The organism is Streptomyces virginiae, assembly GCF_041432505.1.
GTDB lineage: Bacteria > Actinomycetota > Actinomycetes > Streptomycetales > Streptomycetaceae > Streptomyces > Streptomyces virginiae_A.
Genome location: NZ_CP107871.1, coordinates 7,197,253 through 7,218,024, shown reverse-complemented (window position 1 = coordinate 7,218,024; position 20,772 = coordinate 7,197,253). Strand labels below are relative to the sequence as shown.

The following is a 20,772-nucleotide window of genomic DNA, read 5'->3' as shown; positions in this document are numbered from 1 at the left end:
GGCCATGGCCTTCGTCCACGCGGGCTCCCTGCGCTTCCACGTCCAGCGGCTCCCGGCCACCGCCGGGGCCGCCGCCCCCGACCGGCCCGTCGTGGTGTTCCTGCACGGGCTGGTCGTCGACAACCTGTCCTCCTTCTACTGCCCCTTGGCCGTGCCGGTGGCCCGGTCCGGCCACGAGGTGGTCCTCTACGACCTGCGTGGCCACGGCCGCACCGACCGTCCGGGGTCCGGCTACGACAGCCGCAGCGCCGTTCGGGACCTCTTCGCCCTGCTCGGCGCGCTGGACCTCGGGCGGCGACCGGTCCACCTCGTCGGCAACAGCTACGGCGGGACCCTCGCCCTGCACGCCGCCCTGGCCCGGCCCGACCTGGTCACCGGGCTCACCCTCCTCGAACCGCCGCTCGGCGGTGCCTGGGTGGAGAACATGGTGGACACCCTGTCGGCCGCCGCGCTGAGCCTGGAGGACAGCACGGTCCCGACCGAGCTGCTCACCCTGCGGCTGCGCAAGGCCGCCAACCTGACCGCCATCGCCGATGCCCTCCTCAACCGCACCACGCTCATCGACGACATCGCCGCGAGCCGCGTCTTCACCGCGGCGGACTTCGCCCGGCTGCGCTGCCCGGTCCTGGTCGTCTGCGGCGAGCACTCCGAACTCCTGCCGGGCGGGCGGGAGCTGGCGCACCACGCCCCGCACGGTGTGCTGCGGATCCTGCCGGATCTGGGGCACGACGTCCTGAAGGAGAGCAGCGGGGTCCTCCGCGCGACCGTGCTCGCCCATCTCGACGCGACGGCCGAGGCCGGGGCCGACGCGACGGCCGGTACGACGGTCGGCTCGACGACGGCGGCCTGGCCGCGGGTGGGAGCGCTGGTCCCGTGAGGGTGCTGTTCACCGTGCCGCCGCTGGCGGGGCACGTCAATCCGACCGTGGCCCTCGCGGCCGAACTGGCCGCCCGGGGACATGAGATCGCCTGGACGGGACCGCCCTCGGCGCTGGCCCGGCTGCTGCCCGCGCAGGCCCGGATCCTGCCGGCCGGGGAGGAGCTGGGCGCCGACGGGTACGCGGCGCTGCACGAGAGCTGGCGCGATCTGCGCGGGGTCGGCGCGCTGCGGTTCCTGTGGGAGGAGGCGCTGGTGCCGCTGGCCCGGGCGATGGTGCCGGGGGTGGCCCGGGCCGTCCGGGCTTTCGGGCCGGACGTGCTGGTCGCCGACCAGCAGGCCCTGGCCGGGCCGTTGGTGGCCCGGCGGCTCGGTGTCCCGTGGGTGACGTCGGCGAGTACCTCGGCCGAGCTGACCCGGCCCTTCGCGGACTTCCCGAAGGTCGGGGAGTGGGTGGCCGGGCAGATCTCGGGCCTGCTCGCGGAGTTCGGCGCGGGGCGGGACCAGGTGCGGGATCCGGGGAGCGGGGCGGGCTGGGACCCGCGCTTCTCCGAGCGGCTGGTGCTGGTCTTCTCCACTCCCGAACTCGTCGGCGCGGAGGCGGACTTCCCTCCCCACTACGCCTTCGTGGGACCGGCGTTCGGGGCCCGTCCGGCGGCGCCCGGATTCCCCTGGCAGCGGCTGGATCCGGCGCGGCGACGGGTGCTGGTGTCCCTGGGAACCCTCAACCAGGCCGCCGGGGGCCGGTTCTACGGCGCGGTGCTGGGCGCCGCCGAGCGGCTCGCCGAGCAGGTCCAGTTCGTCCTGGCTGCGCCCGCCGCCCTGATCGGGTCCGTACCGGACCACGTCCTGCTCCAGGAGAGCGTCCCGCAACTGGACCTGCTGCCGCACCTGGACGCGGTGGTCTGTCACGCGGGCCACAACACCGTCTGCGAGGCCCTCGCGCACGGGCTGCCGCTGGTCGTCGCCCCGATCCGGGACGACCAGCCGATCGTGGCCCGGCAGGTGGTCCTGGCCGGGGCGGGTGTCCGGGTGCGGTTCGGCCGGACCCGGGCCGAGGAACTGCGTGACGCGCTCACCGCCGTGCTGGACGATCCCGGCCCCCGCCGGGCCGCCCGGCGGATCCAGGCCTCATTCGCCGCGGCGGGCGGGGCCGCCGCCGCTGCCGACCGGTTGGAGAAACTGCTATGACGCCTCCCCCGCTCTCCCGGGTTCCTTGGACCTCCGTCCTGTTACTGGCCGCCCTCGGCGCGGGCACCGTACGCGCCAGGCGCCGGTTGCGGGCCGTCCCGGTGCTGCCGCCGACCCCGCCCGCGGCGGCCGGGGTGCCGCGCGCCGCCGGGTGGCGGCTGCTCACCGCCCGCGGGGTCGAGCCGGACCCGGCCACCTTCCTCGCCGCCTGCGCGTACGCCGAAGGGGAGGGCCTGCGGGTGCTGGACCTGCTGCCCGCGGATCTGCCGGCCGAGCGGGCGCTGGGGCTGCTGCGCCTGGTCGACCCGGCCCGGTACCGGCAGGACCGGCTCGCCGCGGGCCGCGGGGCCGGGTTCGCCGTGCTCGCCACCGAGGAGGTGCTGGCCCGGGCCGGGGTGGCTCCGGGCGGGCCGCGCCCGGATCCGGCGGAACTCCTCGCTCTGACACGCCGGTTGAAGGAGTACGCCGCCGATGCCACGGGGCTGGCCATCGCCCCCGGCCTCAGCTGCGGCGGGCTCGGTGAGGCCGCGGGGCCGGCGCGGGCCGCCGAGTTGCGGGCCCAGGGGCTGCCGCCGGGGGCGCTGGCCGCCGCACAGCTCGGCGGGCTGGCGCTGCTGGCGGGGGTCGCCGTGCGCCAGGGCCGGTGGGGCGCCGCTGCGGCCGGGCTGTACTGGCTCCAGCCGTCCCTGGTTCTCGGCGGTCGACGCTCCCCGCTGCGGCCGGCCGGTCTGGGCCGGGCCACAGCCGCCCGGCCGCTGCGCTCCCTCGGTGCGGGCCTGCGTACGGCCGCGGCCGCCGGCAGGGACACGCCGTCGGACGGCGCGGTCGAGGCCGCGCGGGCCGCCGCGTACCGGGAGGACCTGGCGGCGGGCATCGACCGGTTCCTCGAACCGCGCCGGGCGGACTGCCCGTGGTGCGGCTCCGACCGGCTCACGGTCCAGGTCCGGGTGCCCGACCTGCTCCAGGGCAAGCCGGGCCGGTTCACGCTGGAGCGGTGCGAGGAGTGCCGGCACGTCTTCCAGAATCCCCGACTGAGCCTGGAGGGACTGGAGTTCTACTACCGGGACTTCTACGACGGGCGTGGCGGCGAGGGGACGGGCGTCGTCTTCGGTACGCAGGGCGCCGCCTACCGGGGGCGCGCCGAGATGCTCCTCCCGCACGCCGACCCGGCGTCCTGGCTCGATGTCGGTACCGGGCACGGCCACTTCTGCAACGCGGCGCGCGCGGTCTGGCCGCGGACCCGGTTCGACGGGCTCGACATGGGTGACGGGGTGCGCGAGGCGGAGCGGCGCGGCTGGGTGGAGACCGGATACCTGGGCCAGTTCCCGGAGTTCGCCTCGAAGCTGGCGGGTCAGTACGAGGTGGTCAGCATGTACCACTACCTGGAGCACACCCGGGAGCCGCTCGCCGAGCTGGACGCGGCGGCCACCGTTCTCGCCCCCGGCGGGTTCCTGGCCATCGAGCTGCCCGATCCGCAGTCGCGGATGGCCCGGTTCGTCGGGCCGCTGTGGCTGCCCTGGTTCCAGCCCCAGCACCAGCACCTGATGCCCGCGGCCAATCTGCGCGAGGCGCTGGCCGACCGGGGGTTCACGGTGGTCGCGGAGGAGCACGGACCGGCCCACCAAGGGAACGACTTCTTCGGCGCGGTGGCCCTCGCGGCGACACGGCTGTCCCCGGATCCGGACCGGCCGTGGGGCCCGGGGCCCACGCCGCGCGCCCGGCTGCTCGCCCACGTCGTACGGGTCGTGGCGCTGCCGTGCTTCGCCGCCGCGGTGGCGCTCGACACGGTCCGCTCGGCGGTGGCCCGGCGCACGGACGGCGGGAACGCCTACCGGATGCTGGCCCGCAAGGACCCGCTGTGACGGGCGCGGAACCCGCCCTTCCCGTCACCGCCGACCGGGCCGGGGGCGACCTGGCCCGGCGGGCGACGGCCGATCCGCTCTACCGCCTCGTCGCCTACGCCTTGGAGGCCGCGCACGGACGGCCCCCCGCGGCCGTGTGGAGCGCCCCGTACGCCTTCCATCTGGGCTCCCCCGGGCTGGTCGCGGCGGCCGGCTGGCCCACGGCGGCCGCCGCGGCCCCGCGCACGGACGGGCTGGTGCGGCTCAGCTCCCTCGGGCATCCCGCGGACAGCTGCGATCTGCCGCTGACGCCCTCCGGGCCGCCGCCCGCCGCCCCCGCCTGGGCGGTCCGGCCGTACGCCGTGCTACGGGCACTGGCCAGGGCCGGGTACGGCACCGGCGGGACCGACCTGCACGTGCAGGGCTCGCTGACGGGGGCGGCCGGGCTGGCCACGGCGGAGCCCACGGACTGCGCGGTGGCGCTGGCGGTGGCCGACGTGCACGCGGCGACCGGTGAGCCGCCGGACCGCGAGCGGCTGGCCCGGCTGCTGGCCGCGGTGCTCCCGGACGGGGACGACGGGCTGCGCCGGGCGGTGCTCTTCGCCCGGCCCGGCCGGGCCCTGCTGCTGAACGCGCGGCCCGGGCGGCGCCGGCGCCACGTCGCCTTCGACCCCGCGGCCTCGGGAGCGCGGCTGGTGCTGGTCGCCGTACGCGGGGAGGCCGCGGACCGGCCGCGGGACCTGGCGCGGGCCGTCGCCCGTGCCCGCCGGGCCGGGGCACTGAGCGCCTGGCCGCCGGGGCCCGAGCCGGGGCGGAGCGTGCTGATGCTGCTGCCCGAGGCCCGACTCGCGGCGGTGCGGGCCGCGGTGGCCGAGGACTTCCGCGACCGGGGGCGACCCGTACCGCGCTTCCTGAACATCGCCGTGGCCGGTGCGGCCCGGCGCGAGGAATGACCACGCCCCGGGGCCTGACCCGGGCGACACCGAGGAGGACGACACCCATGCGCACCCTTCGACCCTCACCCACGGCGCGCGCGAGACGCGGGGCCCCCTGGCCGGCGCTGGTGGCCGGGATCGGCGCGCTCGGCCTGCTGGGCGCCTTCACCGTGGCCAACTCCCAGGCCGCCGTGCCCGGTTCCGCCGCCGCGCCGGCCGCGGCCGCCGCGCTGCCGACGTACGACCACGTGGTGGTCGTCGTGTACGAGAACAAGCAGTACGGGGAGATCATCGGCAGCGCGAACGCCCCGTACATCAACCAGTTGGCGAACGGCGGCGCAAGCCTGACCGGGATGAAGGCGCTGACCCACCCCAGCCAGCCGAACTACTTCAACCTCTTCTCCGGCGCCACGCAGGGGATCACCGGCGACGGCTGCTACACCCCGCAGTCGATGACGGCGCCGAACCTCGGCCAGGAGCTGATCGCGGCCGGCAAGACCTTCGCGACGTACAACGAGGACCTGCCGAGCGAGGGGTCCACGGCCTGCACGAACGGCCAGTACGCGCAGAAGCACAACCCGTGGTTCGCCTTCAAGAACGTGCCGTTGAACACGGGCAAGACCTGGACGCAGTTCCCGCAGAACAACTTCGCGGCGCTGCCGAGCCTCTCCTTCGTGGTCCCCAACCAGTGCAACGACATGCACTCGTGCTCGGTGGGCACGGGTGACACCTGGACCCGCAACAACCTCGACGCCTACGCGCAGTGGGCGAAGGCCAACAACAGCCTGCTGGTCCTGACCTGGGACGAGGACAACTACCTGGGCTCGAACCAGATCGCCACCGTCTTCCACGGAGCCAAGGTCAAGACGGGCAAGTACGCGACGGCCTTCAACCACCACCATCTGCTGCGGACCTTCGAGGACCTCTTCGGGACGGCGACGCACGCGGGCAACGCGGCGAACGTATCGCCGATCACCGAGGTCTTCGACACCTCGACGAACCCGACGCCCACCCCCACGCCCACCCCGACCCCGACACCCACCCCGACCCCGACCCCGACGCCCACGCCCACGCCGACCGCGGGCGGTCTGCAACTGGTCGACCCCGGTCCGCAGACCTGCAAGTTCAACCAGTCCTGCACCATCCAGCTCAGCGCCACCGGCGGCAGACCTCCGGTCCGGTACGCGGCCACCGGCCTGCCCTGGGGGCTGAGCGTCGACGCCGGCTCCGGCCGGATCAGCGGCAAACCGTGGGGCAGCGGCACGGTCCGGATCACCGCGACCGCCACCGACTCCACGGGCACCACCGTCACCACCGCGTTCCCGCTCACCGTCAACTGGTTCTAGACCGGCCGATCCTGGAGGCATCCGTGTACCTGTCGACCAGCCGGGCCTCGGACATCGCCGGGAACACCCCGGCCCCGAAGGGCCCCGTGCGGGCCGTCCCCGGCACGGTGTTCGCCCTCGGGTTGGTCAGCCTGGTCACGGACGTCTCCGCGGAGATGGTCACCGCCGTCCTGCCGTTGTACCTGATGGCCGGACTCGGCATGTCCCCGCTCGCGTTCGGCGCCCTGGACGGCCTGCACCAGGGCGCCACCGCGGTGCTGCGCCTCGCGGGCGGGCGGATCGCCGACCGCACCCGGCGCCACAAACTCGTCGCGGGCACCGGCTACGCGCTGTCCGCCGCCTGCAAGGCGGCCCTGCTCGCCGTCACCACCCCCTGGTCGGTGGCGGCGGTGCTCGCCGCCGACCGGACCGGCAAGGGACTGCGCACCGCCCCGCGCGATGCGCTGATCTCGCTGTCCGTGCCGCCCGGCGAGCAGGGTCGCGCCTTCGGGGTGCACCGCGCGATGGACACGGCGGGCGCCCTGCTCGGGCCGCTGGCCGCGTTCGGGGTGCTGTGGGTGGCGGTGGACGGGTACGAGGCCGTGTTCACCGTCAGCTGCTGCGTCGCCGTCCTGGGCGTGGTGCTGCTCGCCCTGTTCGTCCGGGAGGCCCCGCCGCCCGCCACCGCGCCCGCCACCGCGCCGGCCCGCGCGGCTCGTCCCGCGCCGCCCCCGGTCCGCACCCTGCTGCGCCTGCCCGGCCTGCGGGGGCTGTGTCTGACCGCGGCCGTGCTCGGCCTGTTCACCGTCGGCGACGCCTTCCTCTACCTGCTGCTCCAGCGCCGGCTCGACCTGCCCGCCGCCTACTTCCCGCTGCTGCCCGTCGGCACGGCGGCCGTGTTCCTCCTGGCCGCGCTGCCGGTGGGCCGGCTCGCCGACCGGCTGGGCCGGCGCCGGGTCTTCCTCGGCGGGCACGTGCTGCTGCTCGGCGCCGCCCTGCTGCTCCTGGCCCCGGTACCGGCCGGGGCGCCACTGGTCTTCGGTGTCCTCGCGGCGCTCGGCCTGTTCTACGCGGCCACCGACGGGGTGCTGATGGCCGCCGCGGGCCCGCTGCTGCCCGCCGGGCTGCGCACGACCGGGCTCGCGGTGCTCCAGACGGCCCAGGCGCTGGCCCGGTTCGCGGGTTCCCTGCTGTTCGGTTCGGCCTGGACCCTGTGGGGGCCGGGCGTGGCGCTGGGGCTGGCGGCGACCGGGCTGCTGCTGTCACTGGTGGCGGTCGCCGTGTTCGGCGGGACCCGGGCGGAGCGGCCGTCGTAGGGTCGGGCCATGCCGGAAACACAGCGAACTCTCGAAGGCAAGGTGGCCTTGGTGGCCGGGGCCACGCGCGGCGCGGGCCGGGGCATCGCGGTCCAGTTGGGTGCGCGGGGTGCGACCGTGTACGTGTCGGGGCGCAGCACCCGGGGTCGGCGCTCGGAGTACGACCGGCCCGAGACGATCGAGGAGACGGCCGAGCTGGTGACGGCGGCGGGCGGCCGGGGCATCCCGGTGGTCGCCGACCACCTGGTGCCGGCGCAGGTCGAGGCCCTGGTCGGGCGGATCGACGCGGAACAGGGCCGCCTGGACGTCCTGGTCAACGACATCTGGGGCGGGGAGGTGCTCTTCGAGTGGGAGAGCACGGTCTGGGAGCACGACCTGGACAAGGGACTGCGGCTGCTGCGGCTGGCCGTGGAGACCCATGCCGTCACCAGCCATTTCGCGGTGCCGTTGCTGCTGCGCGAGCCGGGCGGGCTGGTGGTGGAGATGACGGACGGCACCGCCGAGTACAACGCGACCAACTATCGGGTGTCGTTCTTCTACGACATCGCCAAGTCCTCGGTGTTGCGGATGGCGTTCGCGCTGGGGCACGAGCTGGGGCCGCGCGGGGCGACGGCGGTGGCGCTGACACCGGGCTGGCTGCGGTCGGAGATGATGCTGGACCACTTCGGTGTGACGGAGGCGAATTGGCGGGACGCCCTCACGAAGGTCCCGCACTTCGGCATCTCCGAGACCCCGTCGTACGTGGGCCGGGCGGTCGCGGCGCTCGCCGCGGACCCGGAGGTGGCCCGCTGGAACGGCGCGTCGCTCTCCAGCGGGCAGCTCGCGCAGGTCTACGGCTTCACGGACCTGGACGGCAGCCGGCCGGACTGCTGGCGCTACATGGTCGAGGTCCAGGACCCGGACCGCCCCGCGGACACCACGGGCTACCGCTGAAAGGTCCGGGCGTACGGCGGATCCGCCGCGCCGACCTCTCCCCTGGCTCCGGCCGCCGGGGCGGGCGCGTGCCGTCCGGGCGGATCCGGGCCGGGAGGAACTCTTCACCGCTCCGGGCGTGAGTCGATCAGGCGGGCCAGGCCGTCCAGGACGCACCGGAGGCCGAAGGCCCAGAGGGTCTGCGGTTGGTACGCGGCGACCCTGGCGCCCACGCGGCCGGCGAGCGGATAGCGCTCGGGGTCCATCGCCCGGCCCAGGAGCGGCTCACTGACGGCCCACCAGTCCTCCTGGCTCTGGTGGCTGTTGTGCGCCGCGTCGTCGGCGACCCCCAGGGCGTGCGCGTGGACGAAGCCGAGGAGGTGGGTCAGGGCCGCGTCCATCTCGACGTCGGTGAGGCCGATGGCCTCGAAGGCCGCCAGTTCGTAGTCGTACTTCCCGATGACCCCGGGCCCCAGTGGCGGGCGGGTGACCGCCAGGTCCGCGATCCAGGGGTGGCGGGCGAGCAGGTCCCGGTTGTCCTCGGCCACGCGGGTGACCTTGGTCTGCCACGGGTCGCGCGCGCCGGGCGGCCGGCGTTCCATGCGCGCGTACGCCTCGTCCAGCATGAGGTCGAGCAGTTCTGCCTTGCCGGGGACGTACGTGTAGAGGGTCATGGGTGTCACGGCCAGCCGTTGGGCCAGTGCCCGCATGGTGAGCGCGGCCAGGCCGGCCTCGTCGGCGAGCTCGGTCGCGGCCCGGACCACGGCGTCGACGGTGAGGCCTTGCCGCGGGCCGCGGCGGCCCGGCCGGGCCGGCTGCTGTCCCCGCTCCCGCCAGAGCAGCTCCAGCGTGCGGACGGGGTCGCCCGCCCCGCTGCGGTCCTTCGCCATGTGCGGTCCTCCGAGTGCGTGCGTGGCCGATAACTCACTACACCGTATAAAGTACGTTGTACAAAGTAAGCTCGAAACGCCGCCACGCGAGGAGTTCCGTGCAGATCGCCGCCGACAGCCATCAGGTCATCCAGATCCGCGGAGCGCGGGAGAACAACCTGACCGACATCTCCCTCGACATCCCCAAGCGCCGACTCACCGTCTTCACCGGTGTCTCCGGCTCCGGCAAGTCCTCCCTCGTCTTCGGCACCATCGCCGCCGAATCGCAGCGAATGATCAACGAGACGTACACCGCCTTCATCCAGTCCTTCCTGCCGAGCCAGGGCCGGCCGGACGTGGACGGGCTGCACAATCTGAGCGCCGCCATCGTCGTCGACCAGGAGCGGATGGGCGCCAACTCCCGCTCCACGGTCGGTACCGCCACCGACGCCTCCACCATGCTGCGGATCGTCTTCTCCCGCCTCGGCACCCCGCACATCGGCGCGTCCACCGCCTTCAGCTTCAACGCCCCGGACGGCATGTGCCCGCACTGCGAGGGCATAGGACAGGTCTCCGACATCGACGTGGACCAACTGGTGGACCGTGAACTCTCCCTCAACGAGGGCGCGATCACCGTTCCCGGCTACGCCGTGGACACCTGGTACTGGCAGAACATGGTCAACTCCGGCTTCTACTCCGCCGACGTCAAGCTCAAGGACTTCACCGAGCAGGAGTGGGCCGACCTCCTGCACATGAGCCCGGTGAAGGTGAAGGCCGGCTCCACCAACTACACCTACGAGGGTCTGATCACGAAGGTCCGGCGGACGTACCTGTCCAAGGACCGCGAGGCGATGCAGGCCCACATCAGGGCCTTCGTCGACCGCGCCGTGATCTTCACCGACTGCCCCGACTGCGGCGGCACGCGCCTGTCCGCGGCGGCGCTGTCCTCGCGCATCGACGGGATGAACATCGCCGAATGCTCGGCGATGCAGATCAGCGACCTGGCCTCGTTCGTCCGCCGGATCGACGACCCCGGCGTGGCGCCGCTCCTCGCCGGCCTACGGGACCTGCTCGACTCCCTCGTGGAGATCGGCCTGGGATACCTCAGCCTGGACCGCCCCTCCGGCACCCTGTCGGGCGGCGAGGCCCAGCGGGTCAAGATGGTGCGGCACCTGGGGTCCTCGCTCACGGACGTCACCTACGTCTTCGACGAGCCGACCACCGGCCTGCACCCGCACGACATCCGGCGCATGAACGACCTCCTGCTACGGCTGCGCGACAAGGGCAACACCGTGCTGGTGGTGGAGCACAAGCCCGAGGTCATCGCGATCGCCGACCACGTCGTCGACCTCGGTCCGGGCGCGGGCACGGCCGGCGGGCGGCTCTGCTACACCGGGGACGTGGCCGGGCTGCGCACCTCCGACACCCTCACCGGGCGCCATCTCGGTCACCGGGCGCGGCTGCGGGAGCCGGTGCGCACCCCGCGCGGGCACCTGTCGGTCAAGGACGCCGACCTGCACAACCTGAAGGACGTCAGCGTGGAGGTGCCGCTGGGGGTGCTGACGGTGGTGACCGGGGTCGCCGGGTCGGGCAAGAGCTCGCTGATCCACGGGTACCTGGCCCGCCGGGACGGGGTGGTGGTGGCCGACCAGTCGCCGATCCGCGGTTCGCGCCGGTCCAATCCGGCCACCTACACCGGGCTGCTGGGGCCGATCAGGACGGCCTTCGCCAAGGCCAACGGGGTCAAGGCCGCTCTGTTCAGCGCGAATTCGGAAGGTGCCTGCCCGAAGTGCAACGGCCTCGGGATGGTCTACACGGACCTGGCGATGATGGCCGCGGTGGCCTCGGTCTGCGAGGAGTGCGAGGGCCGGCGGTTCACGCCCGAGGTGCTGACGTACCGGCTGCGCGGCAAGAACATCAGCGAGGTGCTGAACCTGTCGGTCGCGGAGGCGCACGCGTTCTTCCCCACCGGGCAGGCGCGCGCGGTCCTCGGCAGGCTGGCCGACGTCGGCCTCTCGTACCTGCGGCTCGGGCAGCCGCTCAACACCCTGTCGGGCGGTGAGCGGCAGCGACTCAAGCTCGCCATCAGCATGGCCGAGAAGTCCTCGACGTACATCCTGGACGAGCCGACGACCGGCCTGCACATGGCCGATGTGGACAAGCTGCTGGCGCTGCTGGACCGGCTCGTCGACGACGGGAACTCGGTGATCGTCATCGAGCACCACCAGGCGGTGATGGCGCACGCCGACTGGCTGATCGACATCGGCCCGGGCGGAGGCCACGCCGGCGGGGAGGTCGTCTTCGAGGGCACCCCGGCGGACCTGGTGGCCGGGGCGGACACCCTGACCGCCCGTCATCTGCGGGAGTACGTGGGCTCGTAGCGCGGCGCCGGACGCCGTACGCGGGCCCGCGTACGGCGTTCGCACCGTCGGTTAGGCTGGCGGCATGTCAGCAGACGAGCGGACACGCCCGCGCCGCGAGGAGCGGCAGCCCGCGCTGAGCCGGGCCCTGATCGTCGCGGCGGCCGTCCGGCTCCTCGACGCCGAGGGCATCGAGGAGCTCAGCATGCGCAAGCTCGGTACCGGGATGGGCGCCGCCGCCACCTCCCTGTACCGGCATGTGACCGGCAAGGACGAGCTGATCGAGCTGGTCCTGGACGAGGTGTACGGCGAGCTGGAGGTGCCCGGGGCGGCGAGCGCGGCCGAGTGGCGCGACGCCGTCTCCCGCGGCGGCCACGACCTGCGCGCGATGGCCCTGCGTCACCCCTGGGTGGCCTCGGTGATCGGCCGGGTGGGGCCGGCGCGCCTCGGCCCGAACCTGACGCGCGCGACGGATCGGATGCGGGCGCTCCTGCGGACGGGCGGCTTCCCGGCGGACGAGGCGGAGCTCGCCATGAGGGCGGTCGTCTCCTACGTGGTCGGTGCCACGACGGGTGAGGCCGCCCACCTCTCGCGGCTCGCCCGCAGTGGGCGGAGCGAGCAGGAGTGGCGGGAGGGCCGGGACCCGCGGAAGGTGCGCGAGGAGAACTTCGACTACGGACTCCAGCGGGTCCTGGACGGCCTGGAGACGCGGCTCAGCCGCGCCTGAGGTCTTCGCGCGGCAGCGGCAGACGCAGTTCGCGGTCCTGCCCGAGCGGGGCGAAGAAGCGCTCCACGTCCGCACCGCTCACCTCGGCCAGGGTCGCCGGCGACCAGCGCGGAGCGCGGTCCTTGTCGACGACCTGTGCCCGGATGCCCTCGACCAGGTCGGGTGCGGTCAGCGCGTTGCAGGAGACCCGGAACTCCTGGGCCAACACCCGCTCCAGCGAGCCGAGTTCCACGGCCCGACGCAGCGCGGCCAAGGTGACCTTGAGGGCGGTCGGGGACTTGGCCAGGATCGTCTCGGCGGCCTCCTTGGCGGCGGGCTCCCCCTGGCCGAGCAGCCGCTCCACGATCTCCTCGACGGTGGTGGCCGCGTAGCAGTGGTCGATCCAGCCGCGCCGTTCGGCGAGTTCACCGGGCCCGGGGGTGGCGGCGTATCGCGGGAGCACCTCACCGGCGGGTGCTCCGGCGAGGGCGGCGGTCAGCTCCGGGAGCCGGTCGGCCGGTACGAAGTGGTCGGCGAGTCCGCACAGCAGCGCGTCGGCGGCGCCGACCGCGGTACCGGTGAGGGCGAGGTGGGTGCCGAGTTCGCCGGGGGCGCGGCCGAGCAGGTAGGTGCCGCCGACGTCGGGGACGAAGCCGATGCCGGTCTCGGGCATGGCCACGCGGGAGCGTTCGGTGACGATCCGGACCGAGCCGTGGGCGGAGACACCGACGCCGCCGCCCATGGTGATGCCGTCCATGAGCGCGACGTAGGGCTTGGGGTAGCGGGCGATGCGGGCGTTGAGCCGGTACTCGTCGCGCCAGAAGTCGGCCGAGGCGGTGTTCCCGGCCTTCGCGTCGTCGTGGATGGCCCGGATGTCGCCGCCCGCGCACAGGCCGCGCTCACCGGCGCCGCGGATCAGGACCTGCTGGACGGCGGGATCGTCCGCCCAGGCGGCGAGGGCCTCGTCGATACGGCTCACCATGGGGTGGGTGAGGGCGTTGATGGCCCTGGGGCGGTTGAGGGTGACCACCCCGGTCCGGCCGTCGGTGTGGAACAGCACGGTGTTCGCGTCTTCGGGCTGCGCGTCTTCGGTCTTCACACCGGCCAGTATCGCCGCGGCCCGCGCCGCTCCCGGCGCCGGGCGCTCCCGGGGCGTACCGTGGTCGGCCATGAGGAAGATCGTGCTGATGGCGGGGGTGTCGCTCGACGGGTACATCGAGGGGCCGGACCGGGACATCGACTGGCACCAGGTCGACGAAGAGCTGCACCAGCACATGAACGACGTGCTCAGCGAGATGGGCGGTTTCCTCAGCGGGCGCGTGACGCACCAGCTGATGGCGGACTACTGGCCGACCGCCGACGCCGATCCCGCGAACGCCGGTTCGGTGGCCGAGTTCGCGGAGATCTGGCGGTCCAAGCCCAAGTACGTGTACTCACGCACCCTGCGGTCGGCCGAGTGGAACACCACGGTCGTGCGGGACGTCGTGCCCGAGGAGGTCGCCGCGCTCAAGGCGGCCCCCGGCGGCGACCTGACGTTGAGCGGGGCGGATCTCGCCGCCTCGTTCCTGCGCCAGGACCTCGTGGACGCGTACCGGATCTACGTGCACCCGGTGCGGATCGGGCGCGGCCGGCCGCTCTTCCCGATCCTCGACCACGGTCCGGTCACCCTGCGGCACACCGACACCCACACCTTCGGCAACGGCGTGGTCCTGCTGCGCTACGAGCGCGGGTAGTTTCCCCGGCGGCCGCCGGAGCCGACGATCAGTCCCGGGGGCGGGCCCGGTGGTCCCGCCATGCCGCCAGGGCTTCGGCGCGGGCCCCGTCCGGGTGCCGGCCGTGCCAGGTGCGCAGGAACCGGTTGAACTCGAACTGCGCGCCGACCTCCTGGGGTTCCGCCGCGCGTGCGCGGGTCGCGTGCCAGTGGGCGACGGCTTCGGCGAGGGTGTGGCCCGCGTGCGAGGCGATGTAGTCACGCATGAAGGCGTCGAAGTGGAAGCCGGGTCCGATCTCGCGGACGAAGTACGCGCGCAGCACCTGGCTGCAGTTCTGCCCCGGCGGGATCACGCTCGCCCCGGTGACGGGCGCGGTGAGCCGGCGCCCGGTCCGGCGGGGTGCGGGGGCCGCCGGGGCGGCGGGTGCGGGGAGCCCGTCGAGCGCCGCGGCGAGTCGCGCGGTGACGGCGACCTTGCCGCCACTGGTCGGGAGGCCCATCTCCCGTGCGAGGGTGATCAGTTCGGCCAGCGTCCAGTACCAGCGCAGCAGCTCGGCCCCGGTCAGGGCGGGTGTCAGGGCGGGCCGGGATTCCCCGGTATTCGTACTCACGTTCCCATGATAGAGGTGGGTGAATCCGGGGGAAGCATCCACGGGGCCGGGGAGATCGGCAGGGCGACCTTATAGATTTGCGCCATATGCCCCACATCGCCGGAGGAGACCTCATGACCGCCGAACCCCACCGCCTCACCCTCGGCGGGGACACCGCCCTCGTTCTCATCGACCTCCAGACCGGCATCCTCGACCGGCCCACGGCGAAGCCCGCCCCCGAGATCCTGAGGAAGGGGATCGCGCTCGCCGAGGCGTTCCGCGCCCACCGGCTGCCCGTGGTCCTGGTGAAGGTGGCGTGGTCCCCGGACGGCGGAGACCTGCCCACCGCGAACGTGGACCGCCCCGGCCCGGCCGCCGCCCCGCCCGCCGCCTTCTCCGAGATCCCGGCCGAGCTGGCCGCCCTCGGGGACGTGGTCGTCACCAAGCGCCACTGGGGCGCCTTCACCGGTACCGAGCTCGACCTCCAGCTGCGCCGCCGCGGCATCCACCGCATCGTGCTGGCCGGCATCTCCAGCAGCGTCGGCGTCGAGTCCACCGCCCGTACGGCGTGGGAGCTCAGCTACGACCTGGTCTTCGCGGAGGACGCCACCGCCGACACCGACGCCGACTCCCACGCCCACACCTTCGGCAAGATCTTCCCCCGCATCGGCAAGGTCAGCACCACGGAGGAGATCATCGCGGCCCTGGACTCCTGAGCGGCGCCGGGGCGTGGGCGGTTCACCCGTAACCGAGCGGGCGCCCGTGGGTTAGCAGCGCGGAAGACGAGGGAGTTCTCATGGCGCAGCGGCACACGACGACCGTGAGGCTGCGCCTGCGGTACCGGTTCGACAATCTGGTGGCGGGGGGAACCACCGCGCTCATCGGCTGGTTCGCCCTGGCCTGCCTCGCCGTCGTGGTCCCGGCGAGCACGGTCCTCGTCTGGGCCGACCGGGCCGCCCCGGCGACCCTCTCCGGCCGGCTCGCCGCCGTATGGGTCAGCGTCGGGCAGACGCTCAAGATCGGGGGCGCGGTCGGCTCCCCGCTCTACGTACTGGCCTCCGTGGCACTGGCGCTGGTCGCCCTGCTGTTCGTGTCCACGCTGGTCGGTCTGATCACCACCGGCATCAACGCGCGGATCATGCTGCTTCGGCGCGGGCACTCCACCGTGCTGGAATCCGGGCACACCGTCGTGCTGGGCTGGTCGGACCAGATCTTCCCGGTGGTCGGGGAGTTGGTGACGGCGAACGCCAACCGGCGCAGGTCGGCCATCGCCGTGCTCGCGCCGAAGGACAAGGTGGAGATGGAGGACGAGATCTGCACCTCCACCGCCTCCGTCGCCGTCGCCGGTGCCGGCAGGACGCGGATCATCTGCCGCAACGGCCGTACCACCGACCCCGCGGAGCTGGCCCGGGTGAGTCCGCGGACCGCGAAGGCGGTGCTCGTCCTGCCGCCCGAGGGGGACACCGGTGACGCCCAGGTGGTGAAGACCCTGCTCGCCCTCGACGCGGCGGTCCCCGAGTCCGGCGGGGCGGTGGTGGTCGCCGCCGTACGCGACACCCGCAACCACCTCACCGCCCGGCTGGCCGCCGGGCCCGGCGGGCACGTCCTGTGCGTCGACGACATCATCGCCCGGCTCCTCGTCCAGACCGCCCGCGAGCCCGGTCTGTCCCTCGTCTACCAGGAACTGCTCGACTTCGCGGGCGACGAGTTCTACACCGCCGCCGCCCAGGGCCTCGCCGGGCGCACCTTCGGCGAGGCCCTGCTGTCGTTCACCACGTCCTCGGTGGTCGGTCTGCTGCGGGCCGACGGCCGTGTCGCGCTCAATCCGGACCCCGGTACGGTGATCGGCGCGGACGACCGGATCATCCTGATCTCCGAGGACGACGACACGGCCGTCCCGGCGGACGCGTCCGGGCACGTCGACGAGGACGCGATCGTCACCGCCCGCCCCCGGACCCCCGAGGCCGAACGGCTGCTCCTCCTCGGGTGGAACCGCCGCGCGCCGCTCGTCGTGGAGCAGCTCGACCAGTTCGTCGGCCCCGGCACCACGCTGGACGTCGTCTCGCTCGCCGACGTCGTACGGATGCGCCGCGCCGCCGGCGACGCGCGGCCGCGCAGCCACCTCGAAGTGGCCTTCCACAGCGGGGACATCACCGATCCCGAGCTGCTCGCCAAGCTGGACGTGCCCTCGTACGACAGTGTGATCGTCATCGGCGAGACGGGTCACGAGCCCGTCCCCCACCAGGCGGCGCCGCCCACCCCCGCGATCGACCTCGGCCTGGCTCCGGAGACCGGGACGGAGACCGACGACCGGACGCTGGTCACCCTGCTGCACCTGCGGGCCATCGGGGAGGCGGCGGGACGGGAGCTGTCGCTCACCACGGAGATGTCCGACGACGGCAACCGGCTGCTGGCGCCCGCCCGGGCGGGCGCCGACTTCATCGTCAGCGGCCGGCTGATCAGTCTCCTCATGACCCAGATCTCGGAGAGCCCCTGTCTGGCCGACGTCTTCGAGGAGTTGTTCGAGGCGGAGGGCAACGAACTCCACCTGAAGCCGGTCGCGGACTACGTGCGCACCGATCGCGAGGTGGCGTTCGCGACCCTCGTCGAGTCGGCGCGCCGGCGCCGCGAGTGCGCGGTCGGCTACCGGCTGCGCGCCGAGGCCGCCGTGGGCCCGGCGTACGGGGTGCGGCTCAATCCGGACAAGGGGCAGCGGGTGCGCTTCGGCGAGCACGACTGGCTGATCGTGCTCGCCGAGAGCTGAGAGCCGGGGGCCGGGGGCCGGAAGCTGGGAGCCGGGAGTCCCGCGCCCCGGGGCGTGCCGATCAGAGCGTCGAGTGGACCTCCAGGGCGGTGCGTACCGCGGACTCCAGGGCTCCCTCGATCCACGCCGGCTTGACGGAGGTGTGGCAACCGGCGAAGTGCAGGTTCCCCTCGGCCTTGCGCACGTGGGGGAAGAGCTCGGTGTGCTGGCCGGGCAGCAGCACGGAGGCCTCACCGTAGGCGTACGGGTCGCGCATCCAGGACTGCGTACGCCCGACCCCGGTGTAGAACACCTCGATCCGCTGCCCGAACACCTCCTGCACCCCGGCGAGCGCGCGCGGGTAGCGCTCCTCGTCGTCCAGGGAGTCCCACTTCAGGGCGTCGTCCGACCAGCTGTAGGAGGCGAGCACGACCCCGCCCGCGCTGCCCTCGACGGGGTAGGAGGGCTGGAACATGAAGCGGTTGGGGTTGTCGGTGGCCGAGCCGCCGCCGATGACGCGGGCCGCCTCGGGCTGGTCGCGGGTGACCGCCCGGCAGGCCGCGTAGTGCGCCCGCTGCCCGCCGGAGATGCCGCGGTCGGACACGGAGGAGTGCGCGCCCAGCAGCGTGCCGTCCGCCGGGGTCTGCCCGAGCTGGTACTTCCGGTACAGGTCGGGCCGGATCGCCTCCAGCTCGCGCTTCCAGTCGGCCTCGTCGAACTCCCACCAGCGGCGGCTGAATTCCAGCAGCACCTTGGTCGCCGCGTCGTAGTGCAGCTCGGTGATCGCGCGCCGCTTGCCGTACGAGAGCGCGGGCGCGACCGGGATGTGGCGCAGGCCGGAGAAGGGCACGGTGATGATCGCCGTGTCGCCGGTGAAGGTCTCGCGCCGTACGGGGCTGCCGCCGCGGCCCTCGGAGACGGTCTCGACGGTGACCCCGTCCTTGCCGTGGGAGATCCGGGTGGCGCGGCGGTCGAGCCGGACGAGGTCGTCGACGCGGGCGTAGAGGGCGTCGACCAAGGTGGCGGTGCCACCGGGCAGTTCGAAGAAGGCGGTGTCCGGGCTGATCAGCGAGGCTCCGATGAAGCTGTGCACGAAGGCGAGGTGCAGGCGGGAGGTGAGGTTCTCGACGGTGCCGATCAGGTCGATGGTCCGCTCGTCGAGCTTCGCCTCCTCGGTCAGGTAGCGGTACATCGACATGTGGCCGTAGCGCTGGATGACGCGCGCCCAGCCCTCGACGAGCTGCTTGTCCTGCTTGCCTTCGATCTCCTTGCGGACGGGCGCGAAGGCGTTGCGGACGATCTGCGCGGCGGGCACGCCCTCGTAGGCCGCCGGGACCCCGAAGGACTTGTTGAGGGCCTGCGGGCTGCGCGCGTAGTCGGCCCGGCGCACGCGGATGCCGTTGACGTAGATCCACGTACGGAAGGCGGGGCGGCCGGAACCGTCGACGTCGACCAGGTGGAAGCGCCGGCGCTTCAGGCCGAGGCTGTCGATCAGGCCGGTGACCAGCGGGTGGCTGTCGGGAATGCGCATCGCGCCGGCCTCGGCGTACTGCTTGGGGTCGGCGAAGGGGGCCGCGGACTTCTCGTGGCCGCCGGCGCGGAAGGTCTTGATCCGGCCACCCACCCGGTTGCCGTTGGCCTCGATGACGGTGACCTGGTGTCCGGCCTCCCGCAGCAGGTGCGCGGCGGTGAGCCCGGCGGGACCGGCGCCGACGATCAGCACCTTCTTGCGGGTACGGGACCGGGGCAGGCCGTTCTTCAGCAGGATGTCGGAGTAACGGGGCACCAGGGGCTCGTCGTCCTCGTCGCGTACGAGGACGGCTCGGGCGATCGTGAGGCAGGTCTCCCAGTCGGGGCGCGCGGAACCCGACGGCGCCTGCGGGGTCCCGGCGGACGCGGCGGCGACGGACAGGGCGCCGACTCCCGCGACGGCGGCCGCGCCGGCGATGACGGTACGGCGGGAGGGTCGGCGGGCGGCGGCCGGGTCGGGCTCGCCGGAGGGGCCGGGCGTGGGGTCGGGCGCGGGCACGGGTTCGATGATCATGGACCAACTCTCCCGGCCCGCCGACACCTTGATCGCCCAAAGCCGCCCGGGCGGGGAACAATCACCCGGACGTGCGGTTCTGGCCTCATGGCGCTGACGAACTGGGATGCGAGCCGGGGCGGACCCGGCGGGTCAGCCGATCCGGCGCACCCGCTGGTCGGTGAGTTCGTAGCGGGCTCCGACGACGGTCAGGTCCCCGGCCGCGATCTTGGCGGCGAGCTCCGGTTCGGCGGCGAGCCGCGCCCGTACGAGCCGTACGTTCGCGGTGATCGCGGCGTCGATCCGGGCCGCCCCGCGCAGGGTGTGGTCGATCGCCGGGTGGATCTGATCGACCAGGTACTGCATGTGGCCCGGCAGCGCGGGCCCGCCCTCGTCGGCCCGGACGGCCGCCGCGACCGCCCCGCACGACTGGTGGCCCAGGACGACGATCAGCGGAATGCCGAGTTCGAGGACTCCGTACGCGATGCTGCCGAGCACCGCCTCGTCCAACACCTCGCCGGCCGACCGGACCGTCAGCAGGTCGCCCAGGCCCTGGTCGAAGACCAGCTCCGGGGGGACGCGGGAGTCGACGCAGCCGAGGACGACGGCGAACGGGTGCTGGCCGCCGACCAGCGTCTGCCGCACGGTCCGCGTCTCGTCGGGATGCCGCTCGTGCAGGCTGCGCCAGCGGGCGTTCCCCGTCTCCAGCTCCCGGAGCGCGGAAGCGGGGGTGGCGGGCCGGACCCTCCCGGGGCCCCCGGCGACGGGGTCCTCCGGGGGACGGGGGGACCCGGCCACGAGGCCGGCCGCCAGGGCGACCGTGCCGGTCAGGACCACCCGGAGCAGCCGGCGCCGCCCCGGGCCGCCACTCCTGTCCGCAGCAATGCTCATATCAGGACAAACTATTCGCATTCACTCCTGGATCCTGGCTGCCGCTCTCGGACGGCACCCTTCAGCGGGGTACCAGGTGCTGGACGAGGAGACCGCCGCGCCGGAGAACGGTCACTGCTTCTCGGTGAACTCCACCCGCAGGTTGTCGAGCGGGGCGTCCGCGAGCGGGACCGTGGTACCGAAGGAAATCGTCCGCGACTGGCCGGCGGGCAGCTTCAGCGGATCGTCCGGCCAGGTGAGCCGAATGCGGGTGCGCTTGCCGTCGACGGACTCGGCGGACGCGACATCCGTGGTCGCCGCCCACAGACTGTCGCCCGTGACAACGCCTCGCCCCTTGCCGTGCGCCTCGTTGTCGTCGGAAAAGTCGATGCTGATCGACGCGATGAGCAGCTCCCGGCCACTGGTGTTCTCCAAGGCCAGCTTCGCCGTCCAGTCGCCCTCTGTCTGCTGGGTGATCTCGAGGTCCGTCATGGTCTCCCCCAC

At 73.6% G+C, this 20,772-nt stretch carries 18 protein-coding genes; 12 read left to right on the top strand and 6 right to left on the bottom strand.

The genetic code is table 11. The features are described from left to right. Positions 1 to 4: 4 nt before the first annotated feature. Genes OG624_RS33365 through OG624_RS33335 form a run of 7 tightly spaced genes read left to right on the top strand, consistent with a single transcriptional unit; the run spans position 5 to position 8,417 of the window. Positions 5 to 877: an alpha/beta fold hydrolase gene (locus OG624_RS33365; RefSeq protein ID WP_063733921.1), complete on the top strand. Its 873-nt coding sequence runs from the start codon at positions 5 to 7 to the stop codon at positions 875 to 877. Positions 878 to 879: 2 nt separating this feature from the next. Beyond that, positions 880 to 2,067, top strand: a complete 1,188-nt coding sequence (locus OG624_RS33360) for a glycosyltransferase (protein WP_371640897.1) — start codon at positions 880 to 882, stop codon at positions 2,065 to 2,067. After that, on the top strand, positions 2,064 to 3,929 hold the full coding sequence (locus tag OG624_RS33355) for a class I SAM-dependent methyltransferase (protein ID WP_063733918.1): 1,866 nt from the start codon (positions 2,064 to 2,066) through the stop codon (positions 3,927 to 3,929). The genes OG624_RS33360 and OG624_RS33355 overlap by 4 nt, the downstream gene beginning before the upstream one ends. Further along, positions 3,926 to 4,861 (top strand): hypothetical protein, encoded by a 936-nt coding sequence (locus OG624_RS33350; RefSeq protein WP_051762509.1) that lies wholly within the window; start codon positions 3,926 to 3,928, stop codon positions 4,859 to 4,861. The genes OG624_RS33355 and OG624_RS33350 overlap by 4 nt, the downstream gene beginning before the upstream one ends. A 47-nt stretch (positions 4,862 to 4,908) precedes the next feature. Then, on the top strand, positions 4,909 to 6,189 hold the full coding sequence (locus OG624_RS33345) for an alkaline phosphatase family protein (RefSeq protein WP_371640164.1): 1,281 nt from the start codon (positions 4,909 to 4,911) through the stop codon (positions 6,187 to 6,189). A 23-nt stretch (positions 6,190 to 6,212) separates the two neighbouring features. After that, entirely contained in the window at positions 6,213 to 7,484 is a 1,272-nt protein-coding gene (locus OG624_RS33340; protein WP_033215292.1) for an MFS transporter, read from the top strand. Positions 7,485 to 7,493: 9 nt separating this feature from the next. Beyond that, a complete protein-coding gene (locus OG624_RS33335) occupies positions 7,494 to 8,417 on the top strand; it encodes an SDR family oxidoreductase (protein ID WP_033215290.1) in 924 nt (307 codons plus the stop codon). Positions 8,418 to 8,521: 104 nt separating this feature from the next. Here the strand turns inward: OG624_RS33335 and OG624_RS33330 are convergent, their stop codons facing one another. Then, entirely contained in the window at positions 8,522 to 9,286 is a 765-nt protein-coding gene (locus OG624_RS33330; protein ID WP_033215288.1) for a TetR/AcrR family transcriptional regulator, read from the bottom strand. 98 nt (positions 9,287 to 9,384) lie between these two features. On the opposite strand from OG624_RS33330, the gene OG624_RS33325 reads away from it, so the two are divergent. Then, a complete protein-coding gene (locus OG624_RS33325) occupies positions 9,385 to 11,646 on the top strand; it encodes an ATP-binding cassette domain-containing protein (protein WP_033215287.1) in 2,262 nt (753 codons plus the stop codon). A 64-nt stretch (positions 11,647 to 11,710) separates the two neighbouring features. Then, a complete protein-coding gene (locus OG624_RS33320) occupies positions 11,711 to 12,352 on the top strand; it encodes a TetR/AcrR family transcriptional regulator (RefSeq protein ID WP_033215286.1) in 642 nt (213 codons plus the stop codon). Here the strand turns inward: OG624_RS33320 and OG624_RS33315 are convergent. Next, the gene (locus tag OG624_RS33315) at positions 12,339 to 13,607 is read right to left on the bottom strand and encodes an enoyl-CoA hydratase/isomerase family protein (RefSeq protein ID WP_371640163.1); all 1,269 of its coding nucleotides are present in this window, start codon (positions 13,605 to 13,607) and stop codon (positions 12,339 to 12,341) included. The genes OG624_RS33320 and OG624_RS33315 overlap by 14 nt on opposite strands. On the opposite strand from OG624_RS33315, the gene OG624_RS33310 reads away from it, so the two are divergent. Continuing rightward, entirely contained in the window at positions 13,501 to 14,064 is a 564-nt protein-coding gene (locus OG624_RS33310) for a dihydrofolate reductase family protein (protein WP_033215285.1), read from the top strand. The two genes, OG624_RS33315 and OG624_RS33310, sit on opposite strands and share 107 nt — an antisense overlap. 28 nt (positions 14,065 to 14,092) lie before the next feature. Here the strand turns inward: OG624_RS33310 and OG624_RS33305 are convergent, their stop codons facing one another. After that, entirely contained in the window at positions 14,093 to 14,653 is a 561-nt protein-coding gene (locus tag OG624_RS33305) for a DUF6434 domain-containing protein (RefSeq protein WP_371640162.1), read from the bottom strand. A 113-nt stretch (positions 14,654 to 14,766) separates the two neighbouring features. Here OG624_RS33305 and OG624_RS33300 point away from each other — a divergent pair, with 113 nt between their 5' ends. After that, positions 14,767 to 15,348, top strand: a complete 582-nt coding sequence (locus tag OG624_RS33300) for a hydrolase (RefSeq protein ID WP_161290438.1) — start codon at positions 14,767 to 14,769, stop codon at positions 15,346 to 15,348. 80 nt (positions 15,349 to 15,428) lie between these two features. Beyond that, the gene (locus tag OG624_RS33295; RefSeq protein WP_352165089.1) at positions 15,429 to 17,396 is read left to right on the top strand and encodes a CASTOR/POLLUX-related putative ion channel; all 1,968 of its coding nucleotides are present in this window, start codon (positions 15,429 to 15,431) and stop codon (positions 17,394 to 17,396) included. A gap of 61 nt (positions 17,397 to 17,457) precedes the next feature. Here OG624_RS33295 and OG624_RS33290 read toward each other — a convergent pair whose 3' ends face one another. The 3 genes from OG624_RS33290 to OG624_RS33280 form a co-directional block, all read right to left on the bottom strand. Then, the gene (locus OG624_RS33290; RefSeq protein ID WP_161290434.1) at positions 17,458 to 19,419 is read right to left on the bottom strand and encodes a flavin monoamine oxidase family protein; all 1,962 of its coding nucleotides are present in this window, start codon (positions 19,417 to 19,419) and stop codon (positions 17,458 to 17,460) included. A gap of 132 nt (positions 19,420 to 19,551) precedes the next feature. Beyond that, on the bottom strand, positions 19,552 to 20,289 hold the full coding sequence (locus OG624_RS33285) for a carbonic anhydrase (RefSeq protein ID WP_326749494.1): 738 nt from the start codon (positions 20,287 to 20,289) through the stop codon (positions 19,552 to 19,554). Positions 20,290 to 20,400: 111 nt separating this feature from the next. Further along, a complete protein-coding gene (locus tag OG624_RS33280) occupies positions 20,401 to 20,760 on the bottom strand; it encodes a hypothetical protein (protein ID WP_371640161.1) in 360 nt (119 codons plus the stop codon). Positions 20,761 to 20,772: the final 12 nt, after the last annotated feature.